16 protein-coding genes, 1 tRNA gene and 1 pseudogene are annotated in these 18,499 nt (G+C 70.4%); 10 read left to right on the top strand and 8 right to left on the bottom strand.

The window, feature by feature from the left end; all coding sequences use genetic code 11:
* The first annotated feature begins 62 nt into the window (after positions 1-62).
* The 5 genes from ispD (at position 63) to OG219_RS22130 (ending at position 5,831) form a co-directional block, all read left to right on the top strand.
* The gene (gene ispD / locus OG219_RS22150; protein WP_266829089.1) at positions 63-833 is read left to right on the top strand and encodes a 2-C-methyl-D-erythritol 4-phosphate cytidylyltransferase; all 771 of its coding nucleotides are present in this window, start codon (positions 63-65) and stop codon (positions 831-833) included.
* Positions 823-1,344 (top strand): 2-C-methyl-D-erythritol 2,4-cyclodiphosphate synthase, encoded by a 522-nt coding sequence (gene ispF, locus OG219_RS22145; protein WP_266829087.1) that lies wholly within the window; start codon positions 823-825, stop codon positions 1,342-1,344. The genes ispD and ispF overlap by 11 nt, the downstream gene beginning before the upstream one ends.
* Positions 1,345-1,545: 201 nt before the next feature.
* Positions 1,546-2,946 carry a cysteine--tRNA ligase gene (cysS, locus tag OG219_RS22140; protein WP_266829085.1) on the top strand — a complete coding sequence of 467 codons (1,401 nt, stop codon included), beginning with the start codon at positions 1,546-1,548 and terminating at the stop codon, positions 2,944-2,946.
* A 143-nt stretch (positions 2,947-3,089) separates the two neighbouring features.
* On the top strand, positions 3,090-4,034 hold the full coding sequence (gene rlmB, locus OG219_RS22135) for a 23S rRNA (guanosine(2251)-2'-O)-methyltransferase RlmB (RefSeq protein ID WP_266829083.1): 945 nt from the start codon (positions 3,090-3,092) through the stop codon (positions 4,032-4,034).
* 117 nt (positions 4,035-4,151) lie between these two features.
* Positions 4,152-5,831, top strand: a complete 1,680-nt coding sequence (locus OG219_RS22130) for a DoxX family protein (protein WP_266829081.1) — start codon at positions 4,152-4,154, stop codon at positions 5,829-5,831.
* 92 nt (positions 5,832-5,923) lie between these two features.
* Here OG219_RS22130 and OG219_RS22125 read toward each other — a convergent pair whose 3' ends face one another.
* The 3 genes from OG219_RS22125 to OG219_RS22115 all read right to left on the bottom strand — a co-directional run bounded on the left by OG219_RS22125 (position 5,924) and on the right by OG219_RS22115 (position 8,599).
* Positions 5,924-6,655, bottom strand: coding sequence for a nucleotidyltransferase family protein (locus tag OG219_RS22125; RefSeq protein ID WP_266829079.1), 732 nt, complete (start codon positions 6,653-6,655; stop codon positions 5,924-5,926).
* An 84-nt stretch (positions 6,656-6,739) separates the two neighbouring features.
* A complete protein-coding gene (locus OG219_RS22120) occupies positions 6,740-7,198 on the bottom strand; it encodes a hypothetical protein (RefSeq protein ID WP_266459454.1) in 459 nt (152 codons plus the stop codon).
* Positions 7,199-7,462: 264 nt separating this feature from the next.
* Positions 7,463-8,599: an ABC transporter ATP-binding protein gene (locus OG219_RS22115; RefSeq protein WP_266836181.1), complete on the bottom strand. Its 1,137-nt coding sequence runs from the start codon at positions 8,597-8,599 to the stop codon at positions 7,463-7,465.
* 258 nt (positions 8,600-8,857) lie between these two features.
* Here OG219_RS22115 and OG219_RS22110 point away from each other — a divergent pair.
* Positions 8,858-8,934 (top strand) — tRNA-Thr (locus OG219_RS22110).
* A gap of 84 nt (positions 8,935-9,018) precedes the next feature.
* Here OG219_RS22110 and OG219_RS22105 read toward each other — a convergent pair.
* The 3 genes from OG219_RS22105 to OG219_RS22095 form a co-directional block, all read right to left on the bottom strand.
* A complete protein-coding gene (locus tag OG219_RS22105) occupies positions 9,019-9,615 on the bottom strand; it encodes an ALF repeat-containing protein (RefSeq protein WP_266829077.1) in 597 nt (198 codons plus the stop codon).
* A 191-nt stretch (positions 9,616-9,806) separates the two neighbouring features.
* Entirely contained in the window at positions 9,807-11,219 is a 1,413-nt protein-coding gene (locus OG219_RS22100; protein ID WP_266829075.1) for a flotillin family protein, read from the bottom strand.
* Positions 11,220-11,392: 173 nt separating this feature from the next.
* The gene (locus OG219_RS22095) at positions 11,393-11,908 is read right to left on the bottom strand and encodes a hypothetical protein (RefSeq protein ID WP_266829073.1); all 516 of its coding nucleotides are present in this window, start codon (positions 11,906-11,908) and stop codon (positions 11,393-11,395) included.
* Positions 11,909-12,493: 585 nt separating this feature from the next.
* Between OG219_RS22095 and OG219_RS22090 the strand changes: the two genes are divergently transcribed.
* A complete protein-coding gene (locus OG219_RS22090; protein WP_266829071.1) occupies positions 12,494-13,546 on the top strand; it encodes a CdaR family transcriptional regulator in 1,053 nt (350 codons plus the stop codon).
* A gap of 34 nt (positions 13,547-13,580) precedes the next feature.
* Here the strand turns inward: OG219_RS22090 and OG219_RS22085 are convergent.
* Positions 13,581-14,375: pseudogene (locus OG219_RS22085) on the bottom strand (aminoglycoside phosphotransferase family protein); the annotation flags it as partial.
* Between the two features lie 51 nt (positions 14,376-14,426).
* Between OG219_RS22085 and OG219_RS22080 the strand changes: the two are divergent.
* From OG219_RS22080 to OG219_RS22070, 3 genes are all read left to right on the top strand, one after another.
* Positions 14,427-15,074, top strand: coding sequence for a rhomboid-like protein (locus OG219_RS22080; RefSeq protein WP_266829069.1), 648 nt, complete (start codon positions 14,427-14,429; stop codon positions 15,072-15,074).
* A 10-nt stretch (positions 15,075-15,084) separates the two neighbouring features.
* Complete coding sequence (locus OG219_RS22075) at positions 15,085-16,482, top strand: FAD-binding oxidoreductase (protein ID WP_266829067.1); 1,398 nt, start codon at positions 15,085-15,087, stop codon at positions 16,480-16,482.
* Positions 16,483-16,557: 75 nt separating this feature from the next.
* A complete protein-coding gene (locus tag OG219_RS22070) occupies positions 16,558-17,040 on the top strand; it encodes a GNAT family N-acetyltransferase (RefSeq protein WP_266829065.1) in 483 nt (160 codons plus the stop codon).
* Here the strand turns inward: OG219_RS22070 and OG219_RS22065 are convergent.
* Complete coding sequence (locus tag OG219_RS22065) at positions 17,029-18,462, bottom strand: MFS transporter (protein ID WP_323183352.1); 1,434 nt, start codon at positions 18,460-18,462, stop codon at positions 17,029-17,031. The genes OG219_RS22070 and OG219_RS22065 overlap by 12 nt on opposite strands.
* Between the last annotated feature and the right edge of the window lie 37 nt (positions 18,463-18,499).

Raw genomic sequence — 18,499 nt, 5'->3', positions numbered from 1 at the left:
TCGCGCCCGGCACGCTGTGGCCATACCCAACTCGGCCGAGCACACAAACCTGACAGGAACCGATGTCTGACGATTCGCGTCCCTCGCCTTCGGAAGCCCCCATCGCAGCGGGCCTCCGTACCGCGGCCGTGATTCCGGCCGCCGGCCGGGGCGTGCGCCTCGGTCCGGGCGCACCCAAGGCGCTCCGCGCACTGAACGGCACACCGATGCTCGTCCACGCCGTCCGCGCGATGGCCGCCTCCCGAGCCGTCTCGCTGGTCGTGGTCGTGGCCCCGCCCGACGGCGCCGGCGAGGTGAAGACCCTGCTCGACGCTCACGCGCTGCCCGAGCGGACCGACTTCCTCGTCGTCCCCGGCGGCGACAGCCGCCAGGAGTCCGTGAAGTACGGCCTAGACGCGCTGCCCCCCGGCATCGACATCGTCCTCGTGCACGACGCGGCCCGCCCCCTCGTACCCGTCGACACGGTCGACGCGGTCATCGAGGCCGTACGGGACGGCGCCCCCGCCGTCGTACCGGCCCTGCCGCTCGCCGACACCGTCAAGCAGGTCGAGCCCGCGACCGTTCCCGGCGCGCCCGAGCCCGTCGTGGCCACGCCCGAGCGGGCCCGGCTGCGGGCCGTGCAGACTCCGCAGGGGTTCGACCGGGCCACCCTCGTACGGGCCCACGAGACCGTCACCGACAACGTGACCGACGACGCCAGCATGGTCGAGCAGCTCGGACTGCGGGTCGTGGTGGTGCCCGGGCACGAGGAGGCGTTCAAGGTGACCCGTCCGCTGGACCTGGTGCTCGCGGAGGCGGTTCTCGCACGGAGGAGGGCCAACGATGGGTTCTGAAGCGTCCGACGTCCGGCTGCCGCCGGGGGGTCCGCTGCTGCCCCAGGTCGGTATCGGCACCGACATCCACGCCTTCGAGGACGGGCGTGAGCTGTGGTGCGCCGGGCTGTTGTGGGAGGGGGAGGGGCCCGGGCTCGCGGGGCACTCCGACGCGGACGTCGTCTCGCACGCCGCGTGCAACGCCCTGTTCTCCGCCGCCGGGCTCGGGGACCTCGGTGCCCACTTCGGGACCGGGCGGCCCGAGTGGTCCGGGGCCTCGGGCGTCACGCTGCTGACGGAGGCCGCCCGGATCGTGCGTGCCGCCGGGTTCGTCATCGGCAACGTCGCCGTGCAGGTGGTCGGGGACCGGCCGAAGATCGGCAAGCGGCGGGACGAGGCGCAGAAGATTCTGTCCGACGCGGTGGGGGCGGCGGTGTCGGTCTCCGGGGCGACCACCGATGGGCTCGGGTTTCCCGGTCGGGGCGAAGGGCTGATGGCGGTGGCCACGGCGTTGGTGGTGCGGGTGGGTTGACCGGGTTGGAGGTGGTTTTTCGCCCCCTCCGCCCCTTCCCGTCCCGTTTCTGGGGCCCGCGGCGGAGCCGCCAATGGATGCGGCGCCCCCAGACCCCCGTTCGCCCGAAGGGCTCGTCCTCAAACGCCGGACGGGCTGAGTTGGGCTGAGTTGGGCCAGAAGGGTCGCTGGGCACTACCCACCGCCCACTACCCTGGAGTGGTGACGATTCGCCTGTACGACACCAGCGCCCGGCAGATCCGTGACTTCACCCCGCTCATTCCGGGCTGTGTCTCGATCTACCTCTGTGGTGCCACCGTGCAGGCCGCACCGCACATCGGGCACATCCGCTCGGGCCTCAACTTCGACATCATGCGCCGCTGGTTCGAGTACCGCGGCTATGACGTGACCTTCATCCGGAACGTCACGGACATCGACGACAAGATCATCGCCAAGTCGGCCGAGCAGGGCCGCCCTTGGTGGTCGATCGGGTACGAGAACGAGCGCGCCTTCAACGACGGCTATGCCGTGCTCGGCTGCCTGCCGCCCACCTACGAGCCGCGCGCCACCGGGCACATCACCGAGATGGTCGAGATGATGCGCGGCCTCATCGAGCGCGGGCACGCGTACGAGGCGGACGGGAACGTCTACTTCGACGTGCGGTCGTACGACGAGTACCTGGCGCTGTCCAACCAGGAGCTGGACAACCTGCTCCAGCCCTCCGGCGAGGGTGAGACCGGCAAGCGGGACCCGCGTGACTTCGCCATGTGGAAGACCGCCAAACCCGGCGAGCCGACCTGGGAGACGCCCTGGGGGCGCGGCAGGCCCGGCTGGCACCTCGAGTGCAGCGCCATGGCCCACAAGTACCTGGGCACCGCCTTCGACATCCACGGCGGCGGGCTCGACCTGATCTTCCCGCACCACGAGAACGAGATCGCGCAGGCCAAGGCGTTCGGCGACGAGTTCGCCAAGTACTGGGTGCACAACGCCTGGGTGACCATGAGCGGCGACAAGATGTCGAAGTCCCTCGGGAACTCGGTGCTCGTCAGCGAGATGGTCAAGCAGTGGCGGCCCATCGTGCTGCGCTACTACCTCGGCACCCCGCACTACCGCTCGATGATCGAGTACAGCGAAGAGGCCCTGCGCGAGGCCGAGTCGGCGTTCGCGCGCATCGAGGGCTTCGTACAGCGAGTGGTGGAGAAGGCGGGAGGCGTCGTCGAGCCCGCCGCCGAGGTCCCGCCCGCCTTCGCCGAGGCGATGGACGACGACCTGGGCGTGCCGCAGGCGCTCGCCATCGTGCACACGACCGTTAGGCAGGGCAACAGCGCGCTGGCCGCCGACGACAAGGAAGCCGCCGTGGCGCGCCTCGCCGAGGTCCGGGCCATGCTCGGCGTCCTCGGGCTCGACCCGCTCGACCCGCACTGGGCCGGCGAGAACGACCGCGGCGAGGATCTGCACGGCGCCGTCGACACCCTCGTACGCCTCGTGCTCCAGCAGCGCGAGGCGGCGCGCGGCCGCAAGGACTGGGCCACCGCCGACGCGATCCGCGACCAGCTCAACCAGTCGGGGCTCGTCATCGAGGACGGCCCGCAGGGGCCGCGCTGGACACTCGGGCCGCGCTGAGCGTCCCCCGGTCGACCCCCGTCGACCTTGATCGATTGTGCCGCCCGGCTCTCCGGGCGGCACACTGCATATACGTACGTACGCACGCGTCACGCTCTTCCATGAGCGATGAGCAACGAGCAATGAGTAGAGACGGGTAGGTCATGGCCGCTAACAACCGCCGCATGTCCGGCAAGAAGGGCGCGCAGGTCGGCAGTGGCGGCCAGCGACGCCGGGGCCTGGAAGGCAAGGGCCCGACCCCGCCCGCCGAGGCGCGCAAGGGTCACAAGAAGAACCGGGTCGCCAATGCCCAGGCCCGGCAGGCCGTGCGCCGTCCCGCCCCCACCAGGGGACGCGGCGGCAAGGGCACGTCCGAGATGGTCGTCGGACGCAACCCCGTCGTGGAGGCGCTGCGCGAGGGCGTCCCCGCGGTGACGCTGTACGTCCAGCAGTTCATCGACAACGACGAGCGGGTACGCGAGGCGCTCCAGCTGGTGGCGGACCGCGGCGGCATCCACCTCATGGAGGCTCCGCGCCCCGAGCTGGACCGGATGACCAACGGGCTCAACCACCAGGGTCTCGTCCTCCAGGTCCCGCCGTACGAGTACGCGCACCCCGAGGACCTCGTCGCCGCCGCCTACGACGCCGGCGAGGACCCGCTGATCGTCGTCCTCGACGGCATCACGGACCCCCGGAACCTCGGCGCCATCGTCCGGTCCGCCACCGCCTTCGGCGGCCACGGCGTGGTCGTACCCGAGCGGCGCGCGGCCGGCATGACCGCCGGTGCCTGGAAGACGTCCGCCGGCACCGCCGCCCGTACCCCCGTCGCCCGCGCCACGAATCTGACGCGCGCCCTGGAGGCGTACAAGAAGGCGGGCATCGCCGTCGTCGGTCTCGCCGCCGACGGTGAGGCCGAGGTCGGCGAACTGGCGGCCCTCGGCGGTCCCGTCGTCATCGTCGTCGGCAGCGAGGGCAAGGGGCTGTCCCGGCTCGTCGGGGAGACCTGCGACTACCGGGTACGGATCCCGATGCCCGGTGGCGCCGAGTCGCTGAACGCCGGTGTCGCGGCGGGAGTTGTGCTCTACGAGGCGGCGCGGCGACGCGCCTGAACACATGTGTGCGTAGTCACCCCCGTGGGGTAATCAGGATGTTCAGGTTGATGTTGACGCGGTCCGGACACATCGGCGCGGTCAAAGCAGTGTCCTAAACACACGTCACTCGGTTAGATGAGTGTGGACACCAGAACACCCCGCACACCCACGGGGGACCGCTCGTCGGGATTCGACGACGCTCCCGCGCTGAGCATGGTGAAGGTGCCGAGCGATCCGGCGCAGGTCATCGTCAATCATGCGAGCTTCCGCGTGCAGCTAGGCGCCCCATCGCGGAGCCAATCCCCGCGTATCGCACGGCACTTGAGTGCCACCGACGACACCGCGCGCATCGCCGCCGTCGGTACGGCGGGCAGAGCGGGCGCGGCCGGTGGGGCGGGCGCCGCCGCCGGTGGCCGCCGTCGCGCGCCCGTCGTCTGGAGCGGGAAGTCCGCGCCGGACGACACCGGCGCCCACCGGCTTCTCCAGGCCGTGCGGAGCACCAGCGTCGGCCACGGCGCCCCCGCCCCGGCGGGCGACGCCGGAGCGACCCAGGTCATCCCGCGCATCGACGAACACCACGACTACGACGCCGACATGACCGTCGAAACCGTCGAGACGCCCATCGTCGGCAGTCAGCGCAGCCACGACTCCGGCGACACCCGCCTGCTGCCGAACATGCGCTCGGTGGGCAGCGCGTACGACGAACCCGGCTACGCGGGCGAGGAGTTCGAGGAAGACCCGGAGCACTTCGACGACGGCGACACCCCCGCCAGGCGGCACGGCGCCGACCCCGTGCGGCACGCCTACTACCCCGGCCGCCGGATGAACCTCGGCGTCGTCCTCCTCCCACTGCGCGTCTTCCTCGGCTTCATCTCCATCTACGCCGGCATGGGCAAACTCTGCGACCCCGTCTACTTCGACGGCGGCGAACGCGGCTCCATGGTCAAGTGGCTCAACACACTGCACCCCTGGGAAGTCGCCGAGCCACTGCGGCAGTTCGCGCTCCACCACCCCGTCGGCGCCGGCCTCGTCATCGCCTTCCTCCAGGTCATCGTGGGCGTCCTCACGGTCCTCGGCCTGTGGCAGCGGGTCGCCGCCGTCGTCGGCGCGCTCCTGTCGGCCGCACTCCTGCTCACCGTCAGCTGGAAGACGGTGCCCGTCTACGACGCGCCCGACATCATCTACCTCGCCGCCTGGTCCCCGCTGATCATCGCGGGCGCCCCCGTCTACTCCGTCGACGGACGCCTCGCCGGCGAGGCCTGGCGCACCCTCGGACCGCGCGCCGAGATCTGGGAACTGCGCCTGCGCGTACTGCGCCGGGGCGCGCTCATCACGGCCATCGCCGTCGGCGTCACGCTGCTCGTCGGCTCGCTCCTCGGCGGAGCCGTCCGCGACGCCGACCGGATCGTCGTCCCGGGACCCGGCGAGGCCCCGCGCAACGAACTGCCGGGCTCCCCGCTCCCCGAGACGCCGGGCAAGCGCAGCGACAAGCCCACCCCGTCGGCCTCCGAGGCACCCACCCAGGGCGCCGCCTCGGCCCCGCCGGACACGGCGGCCACCACGCCGGGCGCGGCCCGCGACACCGGCACGGGCACCGCCACCAGCGGCCCCAGCCAGACCCAGGGCAGCAGCGGCCAGGCCCCGCCCCAGCAGTCCTCACCGGCCGACCAGGCGCCCAGCACCAGCGCCGGCCCGACGTCCAGCGGAGGCACGTCGAGCGGCGGCTCCACGGGCGGCTCGGGCTCGACCGGAGGCGGCTCCGACAGCGGAGGCTCCACCGGGCAGCCGGGGCTGGTGGGCGGCCTCCTGGGGTAACTCCCTTCGGGCGGTACGAGGATGGGGCCCCGCGCTTGTGATGCGCGGGGCCCCATCGTCGTAATCTCTGCGTCGTGCCGCTGGGGGGCTGCTCAACGCCCCAGCGCCGCAAGCTCCTTCGCCGCCTCCGTGAGGTCCTTCGCGGTGTCGATGGCGCGCCAGTAGGCGCCCTGCGGGAGTGAGAAGCCGGCCAGGCGGCGTTCGCGGGCCAGGTGCGGGAACGTGGTGCGCTCGTGGTCGCCGCGCTCGGGGAGCAGATCGGCGAACTCGGGGGCGAAGACGTACACGCCCGCGTTGATCTCGTGCTGGGTCGGCGGGGACTCGATGAAGTCCGTGATGTGCCCGAAGCCGTCCGTCTTGACGGCGCCCCACGGTATGCGCGGGCGGGCCAGCGCGAGGGTCGCGACGGCGTCGCGCTCGGCGTGGAAGTCCGCCATGTCGCGCAGCGAGAAACGGGTCCAGATGTCACCGTTCGTCGCGAACCAGGGCCGGTCCGGGTGGGGGAGGTGCGCGGCGGCGTACTTGAGACCGCCGCCGCGGCCCAGCGGCTCCGACTCGACGACCGTCGTCACATTGACCGGGAGGTCGGCGGAGTCCAGCCACTTCTGCAGGACCTCGGCGAGGTGGCCGCAGCTGACCACCACATCGGTCACGCCCTCTTCGGCGAGCCAGGTCAGCTGATGGCCGATGATCGGGGTCCCGGTGCCGGGGATCTCGACCATCGGCTTGGGCCGGTCGTCGGTGTAAGGACGCAGGCGGGAGCCCTGGCCACCGGCCAGGACAACGGCTTGAACGGGACGCGACGCGGCGTTCGGATCGGTCATGCCCGAACTGTACGTCGCGCCCCGCTCGCGGCTTTCGTCGGCAACCATTCCGTAACCAGCCGTATTTGAACGGTCGCCCTCGGCTCAGAAGTGCGTGGTCGCGACCCCCGAGGCGAAGGACGTGTCGCAGACCGGCCTGGCGAACGACTGGGCGCGCGTCGGGCCGTACGCACGGACCGCGGCGCGGCCCAGTGCGCGGGCGATGGAGACGCAGTGCTTCGCGAGCGACGGGCGGCCGTTCACCGCCTCCTGGAGGTGGGTGAGGGCGACGCCCGGGTTCTTCTCCTGGAGCTCCAGCAGGAGTTTGTCGCGCAGGATGTCCTGCGGGGTGCGGGACACGGCGCGAGTGGAGACATCCGCGGAGGACGCTTCGGCGGCGGTGAGCACCGAGTTCGAGGTGGTCCCCGACCAGTTGACTCGGGTGACCGCGAGGGTCCCGGAGAGCACCAGGACGACAGGCAGAACGAGGGCGAGGGTGCGGCCGACCCGACGGGCGGGGCCACGGCCACGCCGGGTCCGTTGGTTAGTGGTGGAGTGCTTCACGCGAGTGAGGGTAGCGCGGGGTGATGATTTGGCGACATTTAGTCACCGGTTCGAGGGACGGGAAAGCGGCGAATTCACGGCAGTGCGTTGACGTACACGTATCGAAATGACCGGTCTGCCGGGGTATTTGTCGACAACGAAGAAGGCCCCGCAGCAGGCTGCGGGGCCTTCTTCGTCAACTTGGGTGAATTCACCCCGTACGGGGGTGTTGAACGGCCGTGGCTTGCCTCGGCCTTGTGGCCTCGGCGCCCCGGTCGGAGGGCCTCAGTCGGAGAGGCGCTCGCCCGTGGAGGTCGAGAACACGTGGAGCTCGCCCGGACGCGGCACGACGTGCAGCGTGGAGCCCTTCTCCGGGACCGCGCGGCCGCTGACGCGGACGACCAGGTCCGTGAGGTTGTCGTCGACCTTCGCGCTGCCGTAGACGTAGCCGTCGGCGCCGAGCTCCTCGACGACGTTCACGGAGACGGCCAGGCCTGCCGGGGCGTCCTCGGTGTCCTTCGTCAGGGACTTCGCGGCCTCGCCGTTGTGCTCGACGATGTCGAAGTGCTCCGGGCGGACGCCGACCGTGACCGTGCGGTCACCGCGGTCGGCCGCGGTGGACAGCGCCTCACGGCTGACCGGCACCACGCTGTTGCCGAACTTCACACCGCCGTCGGTGATCGGGACCTCGACGAGGTTCATGGCCGGCGAGCCGATGAACCCGGCGACGAACAGGTTGTTCGGCCGGTCGTACATGTTGCGCGGCGAGTCGACCTGCTGGAGCAGACCGTCCTTCAGCACGGCCACACGGTCGCCCATGGTCATGGCCTCGACCTGGTCGTGGGTGACGTACACGGTGGTGATGCCGAGACGGCGCTGCAGCGACGCGATCTGCGTACGGGTGGACACACGGAGCTTGGCGTCGAGGTTCGACAGCGGCTCGTCCATGAGGAACACCTGGGGCTCACGCACGATGGCGCGACCCATCGCGACACGCTGGCGCTGACCGCCGGAGAGGGCCTTCGGCTTGCGCGCGAGGTAGTCGGTGAGGTCGAGGATCTTCGCCGCGTCCTCGACCTTCTGGCGGATCTCGGCCTTGTTGACGCCGGCGATCTTGAGCGCGAAGCCCATGTTGTCGGCGACCGTCATGTGCGGGTACAGCGCGTAGTTCTGGAACACCATGGCGATGTCCCGGTCCTTGGGCGGCAGGTGCGTGACGTCACGGTCACCGATGTGGATCGAGCCGGCGTTGACGTCCTCGAGACCCGCGAGCATGCGCAGGGAGGTCGACTTTCCACAGCCGGAGGGACCGACGAGGACGAGGAACTCGCCGTCCGCGACATCGAGCTCGAGCTGGTCGACGGCGGGCTTGTCGCCACCCGGGTAGATGCGGGTCGCCTTGTTGAACGAGACAGTGGCCATGGTGAGGGCCCCCTTCACCGGCAGGAACGTGCCGGACGATCCGTTGTAAAGGTGGTGGTCCACTACGGAGCGCGTCGAACGTTCCATAGTGGTGTAGTCCACATGGGTGAACTGGTTCTGGACGCTACCCCGCGTTCACCGGATCTGTCAGTACTCGGGCACCGATGAAGTTCGAGGAAATTTTCGACAGGCCGCGCCTGTGACGTGGGTACACTGCTCGGGCGTGCCTGCCCGCACGCCGAGCACGCGCGCGTGCAGGCCTCCTTAGCTCAGATGGCCAGAGCAACGCACTTGTAATGCGTAGGTCGTCGGTTCGAATCCGACAGGGGGCTCCACCTCATCACCCAAGACCAGGTCAGATGCCATCTGACCTGGTCTTTTGTGTCGGCTTCAGGTTGGTCGACCCGACCCGACCGCTCCTAGCCGTCCACCTCGTACTGCCCGACCTCCAGGAAGTAGCGCATCTCCTCCGGGGTGCCGTCTATCGCCTCTTCGGCTGCCGCGCGCAGGGCGGCGCTGATGTCGGGGTTGGCCAGGATCGTGGCGATGGCGACTCGGTCGTCCTCGGCCTGGGCGATTGCTCGGCCGGTTTCCAGGAAGTAGGTCCTGTCCGCGGGGGTGCCGTCGAGGGCCTTGTTGGCCTCCCTGCGGACGGCCTTGCCTGTGGTGGGGTCGGCCAGGATCTTGACGATGGCGAAGGAGTTGTCCTCGTCCTGGGCTATCCAGCGGCCCGTTTCCAGGAAGTAGCGCATGTCGTCGGCGGTGCCGTCGAGGGCTTCGTTGGCCTCCCTGCGCACACCCTTGCCGGTGCTCTCGTCCGCCAGGATGCGGGCGATCTCGATACGGAGTTCCTCCTCCGTCATCGAGTCGTACGGCGAGTCCGCGACTGTGTCCGTCGTGGCCGACGCCGTGACCGGTGAGGTCGTCGTGTCGGCGGCGAAGGCCGGTGTGGAGAGCAGCAGGGCCGGGGCCAGTGCGCCCGCGGTCACGATGAGCGCCGCGCGGGTCAGTCTCATGTTCTATCCCCCAGGTTGAAGAGTGGCTGACTGTTCATTGTCAGCGGGGAGATCGTTTCAGGGCGCGAAATTGCGGCACACGACCGGAACCGGCAGTCTTCGCCGCCGGTTCGTTGCCGACATGGGGATGGGGGTGCCGTCCCTGTCGGGCGGCACCCCCGTCGCCGTAGTGGCAGGGAACGGAGGCCACTTCAGCCGGTGACCTCGATCTTCCCGTTGGCCTCCACCGCTTTGGCCTTGGGTGCGGTGATGTTCTTCAGCAGTTCGGCGAGGTCGACTCCCGTGGTGGAGCTGAGGAGTTCGACGCCCTGGGCGACGTTGTCGGCGACGGTGCGTGAGAGTTGGCTCGCGCCGTCCGTCGAGATCACCGTCATCTTGTCGATCGCGCTGAGTGGCTCGGATGCCTTGGCGACGACCTGGGGCAGTACCTCGACGAGCATCTGGAGCACGGCGGCGTCGCCGTACTGGGCGAACGCGTCGGCCTTCTTGCGCATCGCCTCGGCCTCGGCGGCGCCCTTCGCGCCGATCGCCGCGGCCTCCGCCTCGCCCTCGATGCGGACGGCGTCGGCAAGCGCCGCGCGGTGTGCCTTCTCGCCCTCACCGGTCAGCCGGGATCGCTGGGCGTCCGCCTCGGCCTCCTTGACCAGGGCGATGCGGCGGGCCTCGGCCTCCTGCTCGGCCTGGTAGCGGGCGGCGTCGGCGGGCTTGCGGACCTTGGTGTCCAGCTCGCGGTCGGTCAGCGCGGCCTGGCGCTGGGCGACCTTCTCCTGTTCGGCGAGGACCTCCTGCGAGCGCGCCGCCTCGGCCAGCGGGCCGGCGGCCGCGGCACGGGCCGCCGCCTCGTCCGTCTCGGCCTTGATCTCCGCGGTCTTGAGGGCGAAGGTCCGCTGGGCGATCGCGATCTCCTCCTCGGCCTTCAGGCGGGCCTGTTCGGCGGCGCGCCGGGCCACGGCCTCGGCGATGTCGGCCTCCTGCTTGGCGCGGGCGGCCTCGGGGCGGCCGAGGTCCTCCAGGTAGGAGCCCTCGGTGGTGATGTCCTGGATCTGGAAGGCGTCGAGGACCAGGCCCTGCCCGGACAGGCTGGCCTCGGCCTCCTCCGCGACCTGGCCGGCGAACGCGGCACGGTCGCGGATGATGTCCTCCACCGACATGCGGCCGACGATGGAGCGCAGCGCGCCGGAGAGCACCTCCTGGGTGAAGCCGACGATTCCGTCCTGCTGCATCAGGAACCGCTGGGCGGCGGCGCGTATGGAGTCTTCGGTGCCGCCGACCTTGACGATCGCCACGCCCTCCAGATGCGCCTTCACGCCCCGCAGCGTGACCGCGCCGCGCACCGCGATGGGGATGTGCCGGCTGGACAGGTCGAGGGTGAACTTCTGCTGGACGAACGGCACGACGAACACGCCGCCGCCGACCACGACCTTCTGCCCGCTGTTGTCGGTGAACACGCGTCCGGTGTCCGGGTCGGTGGCCTTCTTGCCGCGCCGTCCGGTGACGATGAACGCCTGGCTCGGCCCGGCCACCTTGTACCGGGTGACGACGACGAGGGCGAGCAGTACGAGGAGGGCGACGACCCCCAGGACTGCGGTGATGACTGGACTCATGGTGAATTCCCCCCTGCCGCCCCGCGGGTGGCAGATCAGATCAGATCAGATCAGTACGGGCATACGGGCTATGCATGGCCTCATGGCCTCATGGCTTTTTGGCCTTTGGCCTTCTGCGTGTGAGTGACGAACGATGTGTGGTGGAGCGGCTGTTCAGGGCTCCACGGCGTTGCTCAGCGCTGGACCGGGCGGACCGCCACCGATGTCGGCGACAGGGATTCCGCGACCCAGATCTCGGTGCCCCGTGCCACCGGCAGGGGGCTCTTGGCCGCCAACTTCAGCGGCTGGCCCGCGAGATACACCAGCACCTCGCCGTACCCGTCGGCCGGGATCGGGGTGACGACGGAGCCCGAGCTGCCCACGAGGTCGGTGCCGCGCGGGGTGGCGGCGGGGTCGTCGCGCATCAGGGCGCGGCTGAACCTCCAGGTCAGCCAGCCCGCTCCGGCCCCCGCGCCGATGCCCACGGCGGTGGCGGGTCCGGCGCCGAGCCCGGTCGTGCCGAGGACGAGCGCGCCGCCGAAGCCGAGCATCGAGACGAAACCGGCGATGACGGGCAGCGAGAGCAGCCCGTCGAAGAGCCCGTCCAGGACGCCGGCCCCGCCGAAGAGGCCTTCGAGTACGCCGTCGAAGACGAGCGTCAGGAGCAGCAGAGCGATCCCCGCGATGCCGAGACCAAGAAACAGAGTCACCCGGTCCACCTCCTCCGTCCGCGCCGGTCACCTCGATCGATGAGCATTCTGCCTGGTTCGTACGTCTGTGCGCATTGCCGTGCTCCGGCAGTCTTTACGCGTTCTTGATGCCGGACCCGATCAGGCCTCGTTCATTCCGTTCGGGTGCCCGTTCGGGAGATGGGCCGGGCGCGGCGCGCGCGGGACCCTACGCATTCCTGACGTCGTGTTGGCAGGGAGTGGTGTCCGGCATCAAGGGCGCGTAAACGCTGCCGGGATCCGGCAATGCGGTGGGTGCTGGTGGCGGGTCAGGATGGGAGGGCAGAAACGGGGGGACGGATAGGGCCCCGGTGCCGGAGCGTCGACGGGGGAGACGGCCGGCACCGGGGACCAGCCCGGTCGAGTGTCCAGGGTGATCGGAGGCGGCCCTCGAATGAATCGCGTCGCTGTCGGTCGGCGTACCGCACACTCGTGAGGGTCCCGCCGCCACCCGGGAAGCCGTTCGGGCTGCCGTATCCCGGCAGTGAGCCCGTGCCCCGTCGGGTCGCGCCACAGCCTCATGCGTTAGAAAGGCGTCAACGGCTCATCAGGAATCCGGGGGCGCAGATGGCGGGGCGGGACATACCCGAGGAGTTTTTGGACGGGTATGCGCGGATCCTCGCCGACGCCTCCGCGACCGGTCGTCGGCTGACCCGTGACGAGCTGGACTCCCGCCGGGCCTTGGGCGAGCGGGCGGCCGAGGCGGGGTACGGGTTGCGTGCCCTGGTCGGTGCGTATCTGGCCGCCACTCGCGTCCACTGGCCGGTCGCCGCCTCCGACGGCACGCTGGCCGCTGTGGAGCAGGCCGTCGATGCTGTTGCCGAGGGCTATGAGCGGGCGCAACTCCTCGCCGTACGGCAGGAGGAGGCCGCGCGCCGGGAGTTCATCGACGATCTGCTCTACGGGCGCAGTGACTTGGGTCTGCTCGCCGAGCGGGCCGAACGCTTCGGGCTGCGTCTGTCGCACGCGCATGCCGTCGCCGTGGCCCAGGGTGATTCCGGGTACGACGAGGGGGACACCGTGCCGCGCGAGGTGGAGCGCGCGTTGATCGGCCGGTTCGGTGACCGCAGCATCCTGGTGACGACGAAGGACGGGCGCCTGGTGTGTATCGCGCCAGGTGACCAGGAGGACGTGCTCGCCTACTTCGCGAAGCAGGCGTACGCCGTGATGGACGGGGGGCAGGTCGCCATCGGTCGGCCGCAGCCCGGCCCGGGCGGGGTGGTCCATTCGTACGAGGAGGCCCTGAACGCTCTCGACCTGGCCGAACGCCTGGAACTCGATTCCCCCGTGCTGCGGGCCGCCGACCTGCTCGTCTACCCGGTCCTCACCCGCGACCGGCAGGCCATGGCCGACCTGGTCCTCAGTGCTCTGGGCCCTCTTCGGCAGGCCCGGGGCGGCGCTCAGCCGCTCCTGGACACCCTCACCGCGTACTTCGATTCCGGCTGTGTCGCCGCGGAGGCGGCCCGGCGTCTGTCGCTGAGTGTCCGTGCCCTCACCTACCGGCTGGACCGTATCCACAAGCTCACCGGCGCGAGTCCGGCCGACCCGGTGAACCGTTACACGCTTCAGACGGCGGTCATCGGGGCCCGGCTGCTGGACTGGCCGGCGAAGGAGTTCTGAGACGCCTTCGGCCGTGTACTCAGCACCACCCGAGTCAGCCGCGTCCCCGCGAATCCAGCAGCGTCCGCGCGATGGCCCGTTGCTCCGTGACCAGGCCCTGCCCGTCCTCCACCCGCCACAGCGAGTTCTGCAGGACGCGCCCCAGCGTCCAGGCCCGGGCCCGTTCCCGGTCGGCGTGCAGGGCTTCCGTCAGCAGGTCGAAGCGGCGTAGCAGCCGGCCTTCCTCGAAGCGGCTCCAGAGTGCGGGCAGCAACTCGAAGCAGGGGTCTCCGGCGAGCGGCTTCGGGTCGATGGCCAGCCAGGGTTCGCGGTCGGCCGCGAGGATGTTCTCGAAGTGGAGGTCCCAGTGCAGGAGGCGGTCTCCCGGCTCGTCGGCGACCTCGCGGAGCGCGGCGGCGCAGTTCCGCAGCAGCTGTCGGTCGTCCTCGTCGTGCAGGGTCTCCAACACCGCCGGCAGCCGGTCGAACATGCCCGCCGCGAGATCGCCGAGTCGCCGCAGTCCCGCCGGTGCCGGCAGGGACGCCAGGCGCGCGAGGAGGTCCGCGAGGATCCCGGTCGCCTCCATCACATCCGGTACGGCGGCCAGCGGGCGGTCCTCGTCGAGTCGCTCCAGGAGCAGCGTGCCGGAGTCCGGGTCCTCGTCGAGGAGGCGTACGGAACCGTCGCCGCCCCAGGTCCGCAGTGCGAGTGCCTCGCCGGCCGTCTCGTCGTCGAGGTTCTGGAGTTTGAGCGCGGCCCGTGTCCCGTCGCCGCGCACCACGGGCAGCACGACCGACGCCCGCCCGCTCATCGGCCGTCCCTCCTGCCGGAGCCCCCACCGCTCCAGAAACTCCGTTCCCCGTTCCAGCAGCCGGACGTCCCACGCCACCACAATCACCCCATGAGTCGAGTTTCGCGCGCCGCCCGGTCGTACGTCGGCCGTGCTCCGGGAACGTACATCTGGCTGGCGATCCTCTTCGTCACGACTGTGGCCATGCACCACATGTCGCCGGATTTCGAGGAGGACTTCCTGCGGCAGCGGTCCACCAACATCCATGAGTTGTCGAGCAATCCGGTGCGGGTGCTCTTCTCCAGCGCGATGTGGATCGACGGCGGGCACTGGCTGCCGTACGCCGTTCTGTACACCGTCTTCCACGCGCAGGCGGAGCACTGGCTGGGTACCGCGCGGTGGCTGGTGGTCTGTGTGGCCGCGCATGTGCTGGCGACGCTGATCAGCGAGGGGGCGCTGCTGTTGGCGATCCGGCACGGGATGGCGCCGCATTCGGCGGTCAACACCCTGGACATCGGGGTGAGTTACGCGCTGGCGGGGGTGATCGCGGTGCTGACGTACCGGATCGCGGTGCCCTGGAGGTATCCGTACGTGGTGGTCGTGCTCGTCGTGTACGGGGTGCCGCTGGCGACCGGCCGTACCTTCACCGATCTCGGGCATTTCGCCTCGGTGGTGATCGGTCTTGCCTGTTATCCGCTGGTCAGGGGGCGCGGAAAAGCATGGAATCCGAAGGAGACAGTGGCCGCCCTCAGGGGTTAGCGTCCCGGTCATGAGCAGCAGTACGGTCAACGGCGGCATCTCCTTCTGGTACGCGGACGACGGCATCCCCGCGCCGCGCGAGCCCCTGCCCGGTGACGCCTCCGCGGACGTGGTCATCGTCGGCGGCGGCTACACGGGTCTGTGGACCGCGTACTACCTGAAGAAGGCGGCGCCGTTCCTGCGGATCACCGTCCTGGAGCAGAAGTTCTGCGGGTACGGCGCTTCGGGGCGCAACGGCGGCTGGCTGTACAACGGCATCGCGGGCCGGGACCGGTACGCGAAGCTGCACGGCCAGGAGGCGGCCGTACGCCTTCAGAGGGCCATGAACGAGACGGTCGACGAGGTGGTGCGGGTCGCCTCGGACGAGGGGATCGACGCCGACATCCATCAAGGTGGCGTCCTGGAAGTGGCTTACACGCCCGCTCAGTTGGGGCGGCTCAAGGCCTTTCATGAGCACGAGTTGTCGTACGGGGAGAAGGACCGCGAGCTGTACGGCGCGGTGGAGACCGCCGAGCGGATCCGGGTCGCGGACGCGGTGGGGTCCACATGGACGCCGCACGGGGCGAGGCTGCACCCCGTGAAGCTGGTCAAGGGGCTGGCCGTCGCGGTCGAAGCGCTGGGCGTGACGATTCACGAGCAGACGCCGGTCACGGAGATCCGGCCGAAGCACGCGGTGACTCCGTACGGCACGGTCCGGGCGCCGTACGTGCTGCGCTGCACGGAGGGCTTCACGGCCTCCCTCAAGGGGCAGAAGCGGACCTGGCTGCCCATGAACTCGTCGATGATCGCGACGGAGCCGCTGACCGCCGAGCAGTGGGAGACCATCGGCTGGGAGGGGCGGGAGACCCTGGGCGACATGGCGCACGCGTACATGTACGCCCAGCGCACCGCCGACGGCCGGATCGCGCTCGGCGGCCGCGGTTTCCCGTACCGCTTCGGATCGCGCACCGACAACGACGGGCGTACGCAGCCGGCGACCGTCGAGGCGCTGCGCGAGATCCTCGTCCGCTTCTTCCCGTCACTGACGGGACTGGGGGTGGAGTACGCGTGGTCGGGCGTCCTCGGGGTGCCGCGCGACTGGTGCGCCACGGTGACCCTGGACCGTTCGACCGGGCTCGGCTGGGCCGGTGGTTACGTCGGTTCCGGTGTCGCCACCACCAACCTCGCCGCCCGCACCCTGCGCGACCTCGTCCAGCAGGACTCCGGGCAGTCGGGCGCCACTGAACTGACCGGCCTGCCCTGGGTCGATCACAAGGTGCGCAAGTGGGAGCCGGAGCCGTTCCGCTGGATCGGGGTGCACGGGATGTACGCCACCTACCGCACGGCCGACCGGCGCGAACTGACCACGCACAGCGCGGAGTCGTCGCGGCTGGCGCGGGTGGCTGATCGGGTGGCGGGGCGGCACTGACCCCGTGCCCGGTCGATGGCCGGCGGCGCTGAAATCCGCTGGGTCCGGCCCGTGCCCGTATGTGACACTGCGGCCATGATTCGCCCAGCGACCCCCGCCGATGTCCCCGTCATTCACGCCCTGGTGCGTGAACTCGCCGAGTACACGAAGGCGTTGGAGGAGGCGCGGGCCTCTGAGGAGCAGTTGCGGGAGGCGCTGTTCGGGGAGCGGCCCGCCGCGTTCGCGCATGTCGCTCAGGATGCGGCGGGTGAGGTGGTCGGGTTCGCGGTGTGGTTCCTGAACTTCTCGACGTGGCGCGGGGTGCACGGGATCTACCTGGAGGATCTGTACGTACGGCCCCAGGCGCGCGGCGGCGGGCACGGGAAGGCGCTGCTGACCGAGCTGGCGCGGATCTGTGTGGAGCGCGGGTACGAGCGGCTGGAGTGGTCGGTGCTGAACTGGAACCGGCCGGCCATCGAGTTCTACGAGGCGCTGGGCGCGCGGCCGCAGGACGAGTGCACGGTGTACCGGCTGACGGATGGCGCGCTCGCGAAGCTGGGCTCCCGGTCAGCGGACTGACTCGGGGACCGGCGCTCCCGTGGGTGCCGCGAGCTTGGGGGCCTTCGCCGTGACCATGAGGCCCGCGATCAGGCCCGCCAGGAGCAGGATGCCGGTGGCCCACCAGAGGGCGACGGTGTAGCCGTGGACGATGCCCTCGCGGGTGATCAGCTCCTGCTGGGAGGGGTCGGTCAGATGGGCGGTGATGTACGCCGCGCCGCTGGTGGTGGCGATGGTGTTCAGCAGCGCCGTGCCGATCGAACCGCCCACCTGCTGCGAGGTGTTGACGGTCGCGGAGGTCACGCCAGCGTCCTGCGGGGCGACCCCGGCGGTGGCGGTGGCGAAGACCGGCATGAAGGTCAGTCCCATGCCGAGGCCGGTGAGGAGCAGGCCGGGCAGCAGGTGGGTCGCGTAGGCGGAGTCGACGGTGAGCTGGGTGAAGACCAGCATGCCGCCGGCGGCGATGATCGTGCCGGGGACCATCAGGGCGCGGGGCGGCACGTGGTTCATCAGCCGGGCGGAGATCTGCGTCGAGCCGATGATGATCGCGGCGGTCATGGGGAGGAAGGCCAGGCCCGTCTTCACGGGGGAGTAGCCGAGGATGACCTGCAGGTAGTAGGTCATGAAGAGGAACATGCCGAACATGCCGATGACGGCGAGCCCCATGGTCAGGAAGCAGCCGGCGCGGTTGCGGTCCTTGACGATGTGCAGGGGGAGGAGCGGGCTCGGGGCCCTGGTCTGCCACCACACGAAGGTCGTCAGGAGCACGACGCCCGCCGCGAAGAGGCCCAGGACCAGTGAGTCCGTCCAGCCTCGCGACTCGGCCTCGCTGAACCCGTAGACGATCGCGACCAGGCCGCCGCAGCCCATCAGCGCACCGGGTACGTCGAGACGCGCGCCGGTGTTTCCCGGGCGGTCGTGCAGCAGCGCGAACGCGCCGAAGACCGCGATGACGGCGATGGGGACGTTGACGTACAGGCACCAGCGCCAGTTCAGGTACTCGGTGAGGACCCCGCCCAGGATGAACCCGATCGCGGATCCCGAGCCGGCCAGGGCGCCGTAGATCCCGAAGGCCTTTCCGCGCTCCTTCGGGTCGGTGAACGTGGTCGTGAGGAGGGACAGCGCGGAGGGGGCGAGCACGGCGGCGAAGACGCCCTGGAGTGCGCGGGCGGCGAAGAGCATGCCCGAGCCGGTGGCGGCGCCGCCGAGTGCGGAGGCGGCGGCGAAGCCGATGAGCCCGAAGATGAAGGTGCGCTTGCGGCCCACGAGGTCGGCGATCCGGCCGCCGAGCAGGAGCAGTCCGCCGAAGGCCAGGGTGTATGCGGTGATGACCCACTGGCGGTTGCCGTCGGACATGTTCAGATCGCTCTGTGCGGAGGGGAGAGCGATGTTCACGATGGTCGCGTCGAGGACGACCATCAGCTGGGCGAGGGCGATGATCACCAGGGCCCACCAGCGGCGGGGGTCGGCGCCCGCCGGG

Source organism: Streptomyces sp. NBC_00038 (genome assembly GCF_026343635.1).
GTDB lineage: Bacteria > Actinomycetota > Actinomycetes > Streptomycetales > Streptomycetaceae > Streptomyces.
This window is presented reverse-complemented; position numbering and strand designations above follow the sequence as displayed.

Bases quoted from the DNA above. Each gene is read 5' to 3' on its own strand.
- ispD (WP_266829089.1), top strand. From the start codon at position 63: ATGTCTGACGATTCGCGTCCCTCGCCTTCGGAAGCCCCCATCGCAGCG.
- ispF (WP_266829087.1), top strand. From the start codon at position 823: ATGGGTTCTGAAGCGTCCGACGTCCGGCTGCCGCCGGGGGGTCCGCTG.
- rlmB (WP_266829083.1), top strand. From the start codon at position 3,090: ATGGCCGCTAACAACCGCCGCATGTCCGGCAAGAAGGGCGCGCAGGTC.
- OG219_RS22130 (WP_266829081.1), top strand. From the start codon at position 4,152: ATGAGTGTGGACACCAGAACACCCCGCACACCCACGGGGGACCGCTCG.
- OG219_RS22125 (WP_266829079.1), bottom strand. From the start codon at position 6,655: ATGACCGATCCGAACGCCGCGTCGCGTCCCGTTCAAGCCGTTGTCCTG.
- OG219_RS22115 (WP_266836181.1), bottom strand. From the start codon at position 8,599: ATGGCCACTGTCTCGTTCAACAAGGCGACCCGCATCTACCCGGGTGGC.
- OG219_RS22105 (WP_266829077.1), bottom strand. From the start codon at position 9,615: ATGAGACTGACCCGCGCGGCGCTCATCGTGACCGCGGGCGCACTGGCC.
- OG219_RS22100 (WP_266829075.1), bottom strand. From the start codon at position 11,219: ATGAGTCCAGTCATCACCGCAGTCCTGGGGGTCGTCGCCCTCCTCGTA.
- OG219_RS22090 (WP_266829071.1), top strand. From the start codon at position 12,494: ATGGCGGGGCGGGACATACCCGAGGAGTTTTTGGACGGGTATGCGCGG.
- OG219_RS22080 (WP_266829069.1), top strand. From the start codon at position 14,427: ATGAGTCGAGTTTCGCGCGCCGCCCGGTCGTACGTCGGCCGTGCTCCG.
- OG219_RS22075 (WP_266829067.1), top strand. From the start codon at position 15,085: ATGAGCAGCAGTACGGTCAACGGCGGCATCTCCTTCTGGTACGCGGAC.
- OG219_RS22070 (WP_266829065.1), top strand. From the start codon at position 16,558: ATGATTCGCCCAGCGACCCCCGCCGATGTCCCCGTCATTCACGCCCTG.